Origin of the sequence: Herbinix luporum (assembly GCF_900070325.1) — a bacterium.
GTDB lineage: Bacteria > Bacillota > Clostridia > Lachnospirales > Lachnospiraceae > Mobilitalea > Mobilitalea luporum.
On the sequence record NZ_LN879430.1, the window covers coordinates 901,922 to 915,632 of the forward strand.

13 protein-coding genes are annotated in these 13,711 nt (G+C 36.2%); all 13 read left to right on the forward strand.

Features of this window, described 5'->3' with window-relative positions; all coding sequences use genetic code 11:
- Positions 1–104: 104 nt before the first annotated feature.
- Positions 105–1,637 (forward strand): YifB family Mg chelatase-like AAA ATPase, encoded by a 1,533-nt coding sequence (locus tag SD1D_RS04135; protein ID WP_058257750.1) that lies wholly within the window; start codon positions 105–107, stop codon positions 1,635–1,637.
- Position 1,638: 1 nt separating this feature from the next.
- Positions 1,639–2,769: a DNA-processing protein DprA gene (dprA, locus tag SD1D_RS04140; protein WP_058257751.1), complete on the forward strand. Its 1,131-nt coding sequence runs from the start codon at positions 1,639–1,641 to the stop codon at positions 2,767–2,769.
- A gap of 311 nt (positions 2,770–3,080) precedes the next feature.
- Entirely contained in the window at positions 3,081–5,159 is a 2,079-nt protein-coding gene (gene topA, locus SD1D_RS04145; protein ID WP_058257752.1) for a type I DNA topoisomerase, read from the forward strand.
- Between the two features lie 267 nt (positions 5,160–5,426).
- Positions 5,427–6,197 carry a GTP-sensing pleiotropic transcriptional regulator CodY gene (codY, locus tag SD1D_RS04150; RefSeq protein ID WP_058257753.1) on the forward strand — a complete coding sequence of 257 codons (771 nt, stop codon included), beginning with the start codon at positions 5,427–5,429 and terminating at the stop codon, positions 6,195–6,197.
- Between the two features lie 184 nt (positions 6,198–6,381).
- Complete coding sequence (gene flgB, locus SD1D_RS04155; RefSeq protein ID WP_058257754.1) at positions 6,382–6,771, forward strand: flagellar basal body rod protein FlgB; 390 nt, start codon at positions 6,382–6,384, stop codon at positions 6,769–6,771.
- A gap of 18 nt (positions 6,772–6,789) precedes the next feature.
- A complete protein-coding gene (gene flgC, locus SD1D_RS04160) occupies positions 6,790–7,227 on the forward strand; it encodes a flagellar basal body rod protein FlgC (protein WP_058257755.1) in 438 nt (145 codons plus the stop codon).
- 17 nt (positions 7,228–7,244) lie between these two features.
- Positions 7,245–7,556, forward strand: a complete 312-nt coding sequence (locus tag SD1D_RS04165) for a flagellar hook-basal body complex protein FliE (RefSeq protein ID WP_058257756.1) — start codon at positions 7,245–7,247, stop codon at positions 7,554–7,556.
- A 134-nt stretch (positions 7,557–7,690) separates the two neighbouring features.
- Entirely contained in the window at positions 7,691–9,286 is a 1,596-nt protein-coding gene (locus SD1D_RS04170) for a flagellar M-ring protein FliF C-terminal domain-containing protein (protein WP_058257757.1), read from the forward strand.
- A 14-nt stretch (positions 9,287–9,300) separates the two neighbouring features.
- A complete protein-coding gene (fliG, locus tag SD1D_RS04175) occupies positions 9,301–10,317 on the forward strand; it encodes a flagellar motor switch protein FliG (protein ID WP_058257758.1) in 1,017 nt (338 codons plus the stop codon).
- Entirely contained in the window at positions 10,310–11,083 is a 774-nt protein-coding gene (locus SD1D_RS04180; protein ID WP_058257759.1) for a FliH/SctL family protein, read from the forward strand. Before fliG ends, SD1D_RS04180 begins: the two co-directional genes overlap by 8 nt.
- A gap of 50 nt (positions 11,084–11,133) precedes the next feature.
- A complete protein-coding gene (gene fliI / locus SD1D_RS04185) occupies positions 11,134–12,444 on the forward strand; it encodes a flagellar protein export ATPase FliI (RefSeq protein WP_058257760.1) in 1,311 nt (436 codons plus the stop codon).
- Positions 12,445–12,446: 2 nt separating this feature from the next.
- A complete protein-coding gene (locus SD1D_RS04190) occupies positions 12,447–12,908 on the forward strand; it encodes a flagellar export protein FliJ (RefSeq protein WP_058257761.1) in 462 nt (153 codons plus the stop codon).
- Positions 12,908–13,669, forward strand: a complete 762-nt coding sequence (locus tag SD1D_RS04195; protein WP_058257762.1) for a MotE family protein — start codon at positions 12,908–12,910, stop codon at positions 13,667–13,669. The genes SD1D_RS04190 and SD1D_RS04195 overlap by 1 nt, the downstream gene beginning before the upstream one ends.
- The last annotated feature ends 42 nt before the right edge of the window (positions 13,670–13,711 follow it).

Here is a 13,711-nt window from a genome sequence, read left to right on the forward strand (position 1 = left end):
TAACGACAGAGTTAGAAAAACATTGCAATAAATTACAGAATTTGTTATACTGAGGCTAGCAAATGATTCCTTCATTGTGGGAGAGACAATGAAAGGAGCTATATATGTTTAGTAAGGCTTATAGTGCCACAATCCAAGGGATTGATGGTATTATAGTTTCTGTGGAAGCAGATGTAAGTGATGGGCTTCCCTTATTTGATATGGTTGGATTACTTAACTCGGAAGTTAAGGAAGCTAGAGAACGAGTCAGGATAGCCTTAAAAAATTCAGGCTATATGCTGCCCGCCAAACGAATTACTGTCAATCTATCACCGGCAGATATAAGAAAAGAAGGAACAGTTTTTGATCTGCCGGTGGCTATTGCAATTCTTGCGGCCTTTGGCCATGTTCTAGAGGAGAATCTTATTAATACCCTGATTATCGGTGAATTAAGCCTAAACGGTAAAGTAGCTAAAGTAAACGGTGTCCTGCCCCTTGTATACTCGGCAATGGAAAGGGGCTTTAAAAGATGTATTGTTCCAAAGGAGAATGCGGGGGAGGGGGCTGTGGTTTCCGGTATAAAGACCTATGGGGTAAGCAGCTTAAAAGAAGCAGTTACCCTTCTTAATGATTTTAAGAGCAAAGAGCCTGAAACTATAGATATAAAAAATCTTTTTGATAATAGCTACAAAGAAGATGATTTGGATTTTTCTGATGTAGCCGGCCAGTTTGCGGTTAAAAGAGCTATAGAAATCGCAGTATCCGGTATGCATAATATTCTAATGATAGGGCCTCCCGGAACAGGTAAAACCATGCTGGCTAAAAGAATACCTACCATTATGCCAAAATTGACTTTTGAGGAAAGTATGGAGATATCAAAGATTTACAGCGTGGCCGGGCTTCTTGACAGACAGGCTCTTATTACCAAGCGCCCCTTTAGGTCTCCCCATCATACCATTACAAGCACCGCCCTTATCGGTGGCGGTGCCATACCTAAGCCGGGGGAAATCAGTTTAGCCCATTTAGGTGTCCTATTCTTAGATGAGTTGGCAGAGTTTAAGAAAAATACCATTGAAGTTTTACGCCAGCCCCTAGAAGAAAAAGTTGTTAACATATCAAGGCTTAATGCCTCTTTTTCTTATCCGGCTGGTTTTATGCTGGTCTCATCCATTAACCCTTGCCCCTGTGGATATTTCCCGGACCGTAATAAATGTAACTGCTCTCTTAATATGGTTAAGCGCTACCTTGGTAAGATATCTAAGCCTTTATTGGATCGTTTTGATATTTGTATTGAAACTATGCAGATTGATTATAAAGAACTTCAGGCTAAGAAAAAAGAAGAAAGCTCTGCCCAAATAAGAAAAAGAATTTATGGTGCCCGTCAGATTCAGATGGAAAGATATAAAGGGCAGGATATCTGGTTTAACTCACAGCTGACTCCCAGAAGGATTAAAAAATACTGTATCCTGGATGAGGGGGTAGAAGATTTACTGGAGCAGGCATTTGTCAAAATGAATTTATCTGCTAGGGCTTATCATCGTATCTTGAAGGTGGCTCGAACTATTGCTGATTTGGATCAAAGTAAAAAGATAAGTAAGAAGCATATCAGTGAAGCCATTTGTTATCGGAGTTTAGATGCAAAGTATTGGGGTGAGTAAGATGAATACAAAATCAGATCAAGAAATATATAATTATTGGATAGGTGGTTTTTTTAATTTTAGTGCAAAAAAAATCTTGGCAATTCTTAATTTATTCGGATCTTCCAAGGAATTATTTTATGCTTCAGATAAAGCAATGGAAGAAATGTGTAATATATGTAGTAAGAAAGGTGTCCGTATAACTAAAAGGGATATGGAATTGTTAAAATCCCGCCGGGATATAAATTTACTGATGAAAAGTCTTGAGTATCTTAAAGAACATAGTATAGATTATGTAACCTTGCTTGATAATACTTATCCGGATAAATTAAGGCATATTTATAATCCCCCCTTTTTACTCTATCTAAAGGGTAATCCCTTTCCGGTTCATAAGAAAGCTATAGCCATAATAGGGGCAAGAGAGTGTTCGGCATATGGAAAAGAGATAGCAAGAAACTTAGCAGGGGCCCTAGCTAGGGAGGATATTGTTATAATCAGCGGACTTGCAAGGGGAGTGGACTCTTATGCCCATCAGGGATGTCTTTTAGTTGAAGGAAGTACCTATGGAATTTTAGGTTGCGGTATTGACATTTGCTATCCTAAGGAGAATATTAATATTTATATGGATATGCAAAAGAAGGGAGGAGTTATATCGGAATATGGACCGGGTATAAAGCCTTTGGCTTATAATTTTCCCATGCGTAATCGTATTATTAGTGCTTTAAGTGATGGAATAGTAATAATTGAAGCCAGAGAAAAAAGCGGTTCCCTAATAACTGTAGATATGGGCCTTGATCAGGGTAAGAATATCTATGCTGTACCCGGCAGAATTACAGATAAACTAAGCATGGGTTGTAATAATTTAATTAAGATGGGTGCAAAAGTGGTCACTTCCCCCCAGGATATTTTAGAAGACTTTAGCTACTATTGCTCTAGAGCTAAGTCAGATGAGAAAGATTTGAATATAATACTAAATAAAGAAGAAGAAGCTATATATAATCTTCTAAGCCTTAATCCTAGACATATTGATCAGCTGGTGGATTTATCCGGCATTTCTATAGACAAACTGATGGAGTATCTACTTTCATTGGAATTAAAAAATTTTGTAGATCAACCCAGGAAAAATTATTACATAAGAAAAGAGGTATGGTAATTTTAGCTGTCATTATATGCAATAAACAGCATAATATATGGTAAACCCTATAGAATATACACTTTATAAGATAAAATAAAATAATTATTTACTTGAAACGCTCTGAAAAATAGTGTATGCTTGTTTAAGCTTTGACTCAGAAAGGTAAATTCTGTGGTATAATATTTACTTATATTTTATTTAAAAAAATATATCAGAAAATAAACATTATAATTAAAAATTGTTTCAATATTTAATATTTAATTTTGCATTAACATAAATTAAAGATTATAGATAGAAGGTTATTTACACATAGAAAGAGGAGTTTGATTATGCCAAGATATCTTGTGATTGTGGAATCTCCGGCAAAAGCGAAGACCATAAAAAAGTTTTTGGGAAGTAATTATGAAGTAGTTGCATCTAACGGTCATGTAAGAGACTTACCTAAAAGCCAGATGGGCATTGATATAGCTAATGATTATGAACCTAAATATATAACCATTCGGGGGAAAGGTGAATTACTGGCTAAACTTCGTAAAGAGGTAAAAAAGGCTGATAAAGTATATCTTGCAACTGACCCGGACCGAGAAGGAGAAGCTATTTCATGGCATCTGTCCCATGCTTTAAAGCTGGATAATAATATTGCAAATAGAATTGTCTTTAATGAGATTACAAAAAATGCTGTAAAAGCTTCTATAAAACAAGCCAGAAAGTTAGATATGAATCTTGTGGATGCCCAGCAGGCTAGAAGAGTCCTAGACCGTATGGTGGGATATACCATAAGTCCTCTTTTGTGGACTAAAATTAAAAGGGGCTTAAGTGCCGGAAGAGTTCAATCTGTAGCCTTAAGAATAATATGCGATAGAGAACAAGAGATTAACTCTTTTATTCCGGAGGAATACTGGAATTTGGAGGCTGAGTTTGCCTTAGGAGGAAAAAAACGTCCCCTTATAGCAAAATATATCGGTAAGGATAAAGTTAAAACTACAATCCGTACAGAAGCAGAAGCTACTAATATAGTAGATGACTTACAAGATGCCCAATTTATCATAAAGGAGATAAAAAGGGGAGAACGAATAAGAAAAGCCCCCTTACCATTTACTACCAGCACCTTGCAGCAGGAAGCGGCAAAGACATTGAACTTTTCTACAAAAAAGACAATGCAGCTGGCTCAGCAATTGTACGAGGGAATCAGTATTAAAGGCCATGGTAGTGTGGGTTTAATTACTTATCTGCGTACGGATTCCATTCGTATTAGTGATGAGGCTGATTTGGCAGCTAAGCAATATATAGAAGAAAAATATGGGAAGGAATTTGTGGCTGATAAGGCTAATAACGGCCGCTCGGGTAAAAAAATACAAGATGCTCATGAAGCAATTCGTCCTACCAATATGGAGTTTGAGCCATCTGAAATTAAAGAATCCCTTACAAGGGATCAGTTCCGTTTGTATCAGCTTATTTGGAGACGTTTTATTGCCAGTAGAATGCAGCCTGCCAAGTATGAGACAACTTCTATTAAGATAGAAGGAAAGGGGCATTGGTTTTCTACAGCTGCCTCCAGGCTTTTGTTTGAAGGTTTTTTAAGTGTCTATCAGCAAGAGGATACTGAAGATACCATAAAGGCTTCTTATGAGACTCTAAATGAAGGTGATATCCTTAAATTAAAAGAACTTAAGAAAAGCCAGCATTTTACCCAGCCTCCGGCTCATTATACTGAAGCCTCCTTAGTTAAGACCTTAGAGGAATTGGGAATTGGTAGACCCAGTACTTATTCACCAACCATCAGTACAATTATTGCAAGAAGGTATGTTATAAAAGAAAATAAAAATCTATATGTTACTGAACTTGGTGAGGCAGTAAACAATATTATGGTGGAAGCATTTCCTAGCATTGTGGATGTGAATTTCACCGCTAATATGGAATCATTATTAGATAGTGTAGAGGATGGGACTATAGCTTGGAAAACCATTATAAGGAATTTTTATCCCGATTTAGAAGAGGCAGTAAATAAAGCCAATGAAGAGCTGGATAAAATTAAGATTGAAGATGAAGTTACAGATGAAATCTGTGACTTATGTGGTAGAAATATGGTCATAAAATATGGACCCCATGGTAAGTTCTTGGCATGTCCAGGTTTTCCTGACTGTAGGAATACTAAACCTTATCTTGAAAAGATTGGTGTGGAATGTCCTGTTTGTGGCGGAGATGTGGTTATAAGAAAGACTAAAAAGGGTAGAAGGTATTTTGGCTGCAGCAATCATCCGGAATGTACCTTTATGACCTGGCAGAAGCCTTCAAAGGAAAAATGTCCCAAATGTGAAAGCGTATTGCTTGAAAAAGGAAATAAATTAGCATGTAGTAATGAAACTTGTGGTTATGTAATAGCTAATAAAAATTCTGATATAGATTAATAGAATATATAATTGCCTCAATATTCCTAATAATTATGACACAATATTACAAAATTGGATATAAAAATAAAAAATAATGGGTAAATGTGTGTCAAAAACAAGGAAAAAAAAGTTGTTTTTTAAAATAATATATGATAAAATGAAAAAGGTAATACAATTAGAAAAAATCTAATGTATTACCTAATTTAGTTACTTGTTCTTGTTATTTGCTTCATAACTTTGTAAGGGTATTGTTTGGATTAGGAAATAAATTGGAGGAACTGATTAATGAGTGTACAATTACTTGACAAGACAAGGAAGATTAATAATCTTCTACATAATAATAATTCCCACAAAGTAGTTTTTAATGACATTTGTGTTGTGCTAAGCGATATATTAAATTCTAATGTATTGGTTATCAGTCGAAAAGGCAAGGTTCTTGGTGTTAATAACAGACCGGATATTGCTGAAATTCAGGAACTGATTAAGGATACGGTTGGCAGGTATATTGATAGCTTATTAAATGAGAGACTTCTTAATATTTTGTCAACAAAGGAGAATGTGAATCTGGCTACCTTGGGATTTGAATTTGATGAAGTTAATTCTTATCAAGCCATTATTACCCCCATAGATATAGCCGGTGAGCGGTTGGGAACCTTATTTATATACAGAATAGGTGAGTCCTACAATATAGATGATATAATTCTTAGTGAATATGGCACTACAGTTGTAGGCCTTGAGATGATGCGTTCGGTTAATGAAGAAAATGCGGAAGAAAATCGTAAGATTCAAATTGTAAGATCCGCAATCAGTACTTTATCATTTTCAGAGCTTGAAGCAATACAGCATATTTTTAATGAATTAAAAGGAAATGAAGGTATTCTTGTGGCAAGTAGAATTGCCGACCGTGTAGGAATAACCAGATCTGTTATTGTCAATGCTTTGAGAAAATTTGAAAGTGCGGGAGTTATAGAATCCCGTTCTTCAGGAATGAAAGGAACATATATAAAAGTGTTAAATGATGTAGTATTCGAAGAGTTAAAAAATTTGCAAAATTAATATTAATTGCCAGCAAAAGGATTTGTGGGGATATCTCATAAGTCCTTTTTGTGGTTTTTTTTGGGGATTAATAGTAAAAAAAGTAGACAGGATAATACAATATGTGGTACTAATCTACTATATTTTTAATTATATCTTGTGTTTTTTGCAATATTTAATATAATGTTTTTATGGAGGTAATTAAATGATTGGATCGAATGCTTTTAACTATATTAATGTATTGAATAAGGCTGCCAGTGCCAGCTGGAAGAGGAATGAAGTAATAGCCAATAATATTGCAAATGTAGACACTCCGGGATATAAAAGAAAAGATGTACAATTTGAAACTTTTTTAATGAGTGCTCTTACAGGTGATAGTTCTTTAGATAAGCGTGTATCTAATATCCGATTAGATAGTTTAAATCCCCAAGTATATACGGATTATTCCAATCTCAGTTATCGGCTAGACGGTAATAATGTAGATATTGATACAGAATCTGCTAATTTGGCAGAAAATCAAATTAGATACTATGCACTGATGGATTCCATGACTCAGGAATTTAATAGATTAAAGATGGTGCTTCAGAATAAATAGTGTATGGGAGGAGTATAAATGTCTGCTTTTAGCGGGATGAATATTAGCGCCAGCGGGATGAGTGCCCAAAGGTTGCGAATGGATGTTATATCACAAAATATTGCCAATGTAAATACTACCAGGGATAAGAACGGAGAAGCATACAGACGTAAGGCAGTGGTGTTTTCTGAAAAGAATACCACCCCCTTTCAAGAGGTGTTTATGAAAACAGCAGGGCTTGCCGGTAATGGTGTAAAAGTAACCAAGATTATTGAAGATGATATAAGTGATTTACGTAAGGTTTATGATCCGACTCATCCGGATGCAGATGAGGAGGGATATGTATCTTATCCCAATGTTAACATAGTCCAAGAAATGACGGATTTGATTGATGCAACAAGATCCTATGAGGCTAATGTAACAGCCTTTAATGCCACAAAGAACATGGCTCTAAAGGGATTGGAAGTAGGCAAATAGGAGGATATAGATAGACTATGGATATTACAAGTATAGGTAGTTTAAATGAGCTTAGTAAGTATGGCATAAAATCAGCCACTACAGCCAAGGAAAATCGAAACGCAGCTTTCGAGACATTGTTTGAAGCGGCAGCGGGTATGATAAAAGAAACTAATCGTTATACCAATGAAGCGGAGGAAGCAGAGATGGCCTTTGCCCTCGGTCTTATGGATAATACCCATGATTTGCAGATAGCACAGCAGAAAGCTAACTTGGCATTGCAATACACAATTGCAGTCCGAAATCAGGTTTTAGATGCATATAAAGAAATAATGAATCTGCAATTTTAATAAATGTGTTTAAGCCGCATTACCAAAGATATTGTGACTTAGTACACAAGAAAAGCAGACATTCTGCTTGTGCTTTTTTTTGTGTGTTATAGTCATGTTTATCACTTTTAAAAAAAATCTTAGGAGTAGGGATAATGGCAGAGAGGCTGAAACAAATACCAAAACAACTATTGGAAATTTGGAACAAATATACAGCAAAACAAAAGACAATTTTAATCAGTGTGATTAGTGCAATTTTTATAGCGTTTTTAGTATTAGTTTATGTAACTAATAAAGTTGAATACGAAGAATTAACTATTACCGAAACAACTAAAGAGGCTAGTGAAGTTATAGAATTGTTAAAGTCAGAAGGTATTAAATATAAATTAGGTTCTGACCGCTTAACTGTCTCGGTAGATTTAAAAAGATATTCTGATGCGGTGTTATTGCTCGCCAGTAATGATATGCCTTCTACAGGTCTATCCCTAGACGAGCTATTAAATAACAGTCTTAGTACGACAAATAGTGATCGTAATCTTAAATTAAATCTCTATTTACAAAATCAATTAAAAAAATATATAGAGAGCATGGAAGGAGTTCAGGATGCAGAGGTTTATTATATACCGGTGGACGACAGTAATTCCATATTAACCACCCAGAGAGAAACCAGTGCCAGTGTACTCCTTAAAGTTGATAAAAATTTTAAGCCAGAGACTGCTGAAACCATTGCGGAAGTAGTGGCTGCGGTAATTGGAAATAGTACTACGGATAATATAAAGGTTGCAGATCAAAACGGTAACTTACATTTTGGTGGTGCCAAGGACTTATATACTGGAAATGCATCATCTAAGGAAGAGTACCGGGAAATGCTTCGTAATACCTTTATTAATAATTTATATATGGGCTTAATCAAACGGGGATTTGATGATGTGGTTATTATGCCCAATCTATCATTAGATTTTAAGAAGGTTCAGGAATTATACACTGAATATCTGCCGGCAGAAGGCCAAGATCAAGGTGTATACAGTCATAGCTATACCTATAATTCGGAAAATGCCGGATCATATGGTGCAGGTGTTCCGGGGACTTCTTCCAATGATGAAACGGATTATATGATAGAGGATTCATCAAACACCTCAGGTAATGTAAAAATTGAAGAATTTGATTATTTACCCAATGAAAGGGTAACCAATATCGAATATGAAGTAGGTGCAATTATACCGGAGGAATCTTCCGTAAGTATTTTGCTTCGTAAGATTGTCACCCGTACCGAAGAGGATTTAGAGTCTGAGGGACTACTAGATGAAATGAGTTTTGATGAATATGTCAGATTAAATAGTGAAGGAAGAAAACTAGAGCTAGATCCGGATATTGTATCTATGGTATCCATGGCAACAGGTATATCGGAAAATAATATACAGATAACGGCTATCGAACAACCGGTATATGTACCAAAGGTGATTGAATACAGAGAATGGACCGATTATCTACAGATTATACTGGCGGTGTTAATAGTAGCCTTATTACTATTTGTAGTAATTAAGGCTCTGAAACCGGTTGAGGTTACTGAGCTTGAGCCGGAGTTGTCAGTTGAAGAACTTCTGGCTACCACCAAGGAGGCTCAGCCTATTGACGATATTGAATTTAATGAGGTTTCTGAGGTACGTAAGGTAATTGAGAAAATTGTTGATGAGAAGCCGGATGCGGTGGCACAACTACTTCGCAACTGGTTAAATGAGGATTGGGAGTAAGGAGGAAGTATTTGATGGCAAAGGTTGGCGCAAGTGATATATCAGGAGTTCAAAAAGCAGCTATTTTACTAATCTCCTTAGGACCGGAGCGTTCGGCCAATATATTTAAACATTTAAAAGAAGAAGAGATAGAAACCTTGACATTAGAAATAGCCAATACCCGCAGTGTTTCACCGACTACTAAGGATTTGGTATTAGATGAATTCTATGAAATTTGTCTTGCTCAGCAATATATTGCTGAGGGAGGTATTGCATATGCTAAAGAATTATTAGAAAAGGCCCTAGGGGTGGATAAGGCTAAAGAAGTTATAGGAAAACTTACAGCTTCTTTACAGGTACGGCCTTTTGAATTTGTGCGAAAGACAGATGCCACTCAGTTATTAAACTTTATACAGGATGAGCATCCACAGACTATAGCACTTATTCTTTCCTATCTGTCTCCCTCACAAGCATCTGCAATCATATCTTCTCTGGCTCCGGACAAACAGGCAGATGTGGCCAAGCGTATAGCTATGATGGATAGAACATCACCGGATGTAATTAAAGAAGTGGAAAAAATATTGGAACGGAAGCTGGCTTCCTTAGTGAACCAAGATTACACCATTGTTGGCGGTGTAGATTCAATCGTAGAAATCTTAAATACGGTTGATAGGGGAACAGAGAAGCATATTATGGAGACTTTGGAAATAGAAGAGCCCGAGCTTGCTGATGAAATTCGTAAGAAGATGTTTGTATTTGAAGATATCCTAAGCTTAGATGATAAATCCATTCAAAGAGTTCTTAGGGAAGTTGATAATAACGAACTTGCTGTTGCTCTTAAAGGTGCTACTGAAGAGGTACAAAATGTTATATTTAATAACCTATCAAAACGTCTTGCGGCAATGATAAAAGAGGATATGGAATATATGGGTCCTGTCCGCTTAAAGGATGTAGAAGAAGCACAGCAAAGAATTGTTAATGTGGTTAGAAAACTTGAGGATTCTTCCGAGATTATCATCTCCAGAGGCGGAGGTGACGAGATAATTGTCTAATGTAATTAAAGCTTACAGTGTTCGTTATGAAACAAACAGTAAGATGACAATAGATTATAGCAATAAGGATATTGAGATTTTGGCCAAACGAGAAAGCATGGCTTCACAAACTAAAGATGAACAAGGATTTGAAGTGGGGCTGCAAGCAGTTGTTGTAGATTCTATTGAAGGGGATAAGCATCTTAAAGAAGAGGCAAGTAAGATAATTGAAAATGCCAAGAAAGAAGCTGCAATTATACTAGAAAAGGCCAATGAGGAAGCAAGAAGTATTAAAGAAGATAGCTATAAACAATCAGAAAAGCTAGGATATGAAGAAGGAATAAAAAAAGCAAGCCTAGAAATTCAGCATATAAAAGAAGAATTAGCTGCAGAAAAAGCCAGGCAGATTCAGGAATATAAAAATATGCTTTCCGGTATAGAGGGACAATTAGCTGAGGTTATAGCTTCTTTAGTGACAAAGCTTACCGGTATCCTAGTAGAAGATAAGAAGGATATTATTCTTTATCTGCTTGAGCAGGCTCTATTTGATTGCAATAGAAATGAAACTTATACCATACGTGTAGGTAAGGGGGACTATGATTTATTATTATCAAAAAAGTCTTACCTTGAAGAAAAAACAGGTTGCAATTTACAGATATCACTGGATAGCCAACTGGAGCAGAAACAGTGTTTGATTGAAACTGAAAGCAAAGTGATTGATTGTAGTTTAGATGTGCAGTTGGATAATTTAGTGAAAGATATAAAAATGCTGTCTAGTTTAAATTAATATTTGAAATTTTTAAATTTAATAAATTAAATTAAAGAAAGCAGGAATAAATGAAAGAAATAAACCTCGATAAATATAGACGATTATCAGATAAAAACTATTGTAAAGAATATGGTAAAGTAGTTAAGATGGTCGGCTTAACTATAGAGGCGACAGGACCTACTTCTAATTTGAATGATGTTTGCTATATAACAAGTAATGTTAGTAGCAAGGATAAAAAACTGGCAGAAGTAGTAGGTTTCCAGGAAAACAGAATACTTCTTATGCCCTATGATGATATGACCGGTATAGGCATAGGAAGTTTGGTGGAAAACCTGGGAACATCCTTTAAGGTTCCTGTGGGAGAGGAACTTTTAGGCAGGACCCTTGACGGACTGGGCAATCCCATAGACGGTGCCGATATATCTTGTAGGGAGTTTTATAATGCAGAGGCAGAAGCTCCGGATCCCATGAAGAGAAAACTAATAGATGAAGTGCTTCCCCTAGGTGTAAAGGCTGTGGATGCCATGATTACCGTAGGAAAAGGCCAAAGAATTGGAATATTTGCAGGTAGCGGTGTAGGTAAGAGTACACTTTTAGGCATGTTTGCCAGAAACACAAAGGCAGATATTAATGTTATTGCCTTAATTGGAGAACGAGGCAGGGAAGTTAGGGAGTTTATTGAAAGGGATTTAGGAGAAGAGGGATTAAAAAGATCTGTTGTGGTTGTGGCAACCTCAGATAAACCGGCCTTAATTCGTAAAAAAGCAGCAAAGACAGCAACTGCCATTGCTGAGTATTTCAGAGATCAGGGAAAGGATGTCCTATTGATGATGGATTCATTAACCCGATTTTGTATGGCTCAAAGAGAGATTGGACTAGCTTCAGGGGAGCCACCTGTATCTAGAGGATATCCACCTAGTGTTTACTCAGAAATGCCTAAGTTATTGGAAAGGGCAGGTAATTCCGATAAGGGTTCTATTACAGGGTTATATACTGTATTAGTAGACGGTGATGACTTTAATGAACCGATTACTGATACAGCCAGAAGTATCTTAGATGGCCATATTATGTTGTCTAGAAAATTAGGTCATAAAAACCATTATCCTGCCATTGATATTTTACAGAGTATTTCCCGTGTTATGAGTCAAATCGTAACCGATGACCATAAAAGATTAGCAGGAAAGTTAAAGAATGTTCTGGCCACTTATCAGGAAGCTGAAGATTTGATAAATATTGGGGCATATAAAAAGGGTTCCAATCCTGATATAGATTATGCAATCTCTCAAATACAGCAAATTAATGAATTTTTGATGCAGCCGGTAGATCAAAAGCTGGACTTTAATGAAGAGATTGCCATGTTAAAGGAGATTTTTGAATAAATATGAAAAAATTCCGTTATAGCATGGAAAGTATACTTAATATAAAGTTCAAGCTTGAGGATCAGGCAAAGCTGGCATATGCTGAAGCAAGAAATCGCCTAAGCATGGAAGAAGAAAAGCTTCAAAAAATGGAGCAAAAGAAATTATTCTATGAAGAAGAGCAGCGTAAATTTAGCAACAGTAAGCTTAATCTTATAACAATGAAGCAGCTTTCTGAAGCTATAGAAATTATGAGCTTTAATATTGAAAACCAGAAAGTAGTTGTAAATGCAGCTGCCAAACGTCTAGAGATTGCCAGAATCCGATTAAATGAAGCCATGATTGAAAGAAAGACCCATGAAAAGTTAAAAGAAAAGGCATGGCAGGAGTATTTGATGGAATATGAAGCCCAAGAGCAGAAAGAGATAGATGAGCGCAATAGCTTTAATCATAGAAGTTTTCTGCTATATGAGGAGGATAGATAATGGCAAAAAAAAATAATGCCGATGGGATGGATAAGGAAGGCGGTAAGATATTAACTGTCTTAATAGCCCTTCTGATTGCCATCATATGGTTTGCTATATTTGGAATTTTAATTAAATTTGACGTAGGAGGCTTCGGCTCCGGTGTTTTGAGACCAATTATAAAAGATGTTCCCCTAATTAACAAAATTCTTCCGGACATATCTGAAGAAGAATTAGCTAATGAAAAGGATTATGATTATACTTCCTTAGCAGAGGCAGTGGCTAAAATTAAAGACTTAGAAGCACAGATTGATAAGATGGAAGAAAGTAAAAAAGAAGATAGTGACAAGATAGATGAATTGACGGCTGAATTGGAGAGGCTTAGGATATTTGAAAAAAATCAAGAAGAATTTGAAAAAAGACAGCTGGAGTTTGACAAAAAGGTAGTTTTTGCCGAGGGGGCTCCGGATTTAAAGGAGTACAAGCAGTTTTATGAAGATATTAATCCTGCCAATGCAGAATTAATCTACAGGCAGGTAGTAGAACAGCTGCAATATTCTGAGGCAATTAAAGAAAAGGCTGAAATTTATAGAAAGATGGAACCTAAAGCCGCAGCCAAGATTTTGGAAACAATGACTGCCGATATTGAATCCGTGGCAAAGATCTTATTGGCCATGAGGCCAAAGGAAAGTGCAGATATTCTTGCTGAAATGGATTATGTACTGGCAGCAAAGATTACAAAGAAAATGCTTGATATGGATGAAGAAAGACTGGCACAATAGGTCACACCAGGGAGACAATTACTTGTATCCCTGTTGTAGATA

What these genes read in the sequence shown, in the direction of transcription:
- SD1D_RS04135 (WP_058257750.1), top strand. Translation starts at nt 105, where the DNA reads ATGTTTAGTAAGGCTTATAGTGCCACAATCCAAGGGATTGATGGTATT.
- dprA (WP_058257751.1), top strand. Translation starts at nt 1,639, where the DNA reads ATGAATACAAAATCAGATCAAGAAATATATAATTATTGGATAGGTGGT.
- topA (WP_058257752.1), top strand. Translation starts at nt 3,081, where the DNA reads ATGCCAAGATATCTTGTGATTGTGGAATCTCCGGCAAAAGCGAAGACC.
- codY (WP_058257753.1), top strand. Translation starts at nt 5,427, where the DNA reads ATGAGTGTACAATTACTTGACAAGACAAGGAAGATTAATAATCTTCTA.
- flgB (WP_058257754.1), top strand. Translation starts at nt 6,382, where the DNA reads ATGATTGGATCGAATGCTTTTAACTATATTAATGTATTGAATAAGGCT.
- flgC (WP_058257755.1), top strand. Translation starts at nt 6,790, where the DNA reads ATGTCTGCTTTTAGCGGGATGAATATTAGCGCCAGCGGGATGAGTGCC.
- SD1D_RS04165 (WP_058257756.1), top strand. Translation starts at nt 7,245, where the DNA reads ATGGATATTACAAGTATAGGTAGTTTAAATGAGCTTAGTAAGTATGGC.
- SD1D_RS04170 (WP_058257757.1), top strand. Translation starts at nt 7,691, where the DNA reads ATGGCAGAGAGGCTGAAACAAATACCAAAACAACTATTGGAAATTTGG.
- fliG (WP_058257758.1), top strand. Translation starts at nt 9,301, where the DNA reads ATGGCAAAGGTTGGCGCAAGTGATATATCAGGAGTTCAAAAAGCAGCT.
- fliI (WP_058257760.1), top strand. Translation starts at nt 11,134, where the DNA reads ATGAAAGAAATAAACCTCGATAAATATAGACGATTATCAGATAAAAAC.
- SD1D_RS04190 (WP_058257761.1), top strand. Translation starts at nt 12,447, where the DNA reads ATGAAAAAATTCCGTTATAGCATGGAAAGTATACTTAATATAAAGTTC.
- SD1D_RS04195 (WP_058257762.1), top strand. Translation starts at nt 12,908, where the DNA reads ATGGCAAAAAAAAATAATGCCGATGGGATGGATAAGGAAGGCGGTAAG.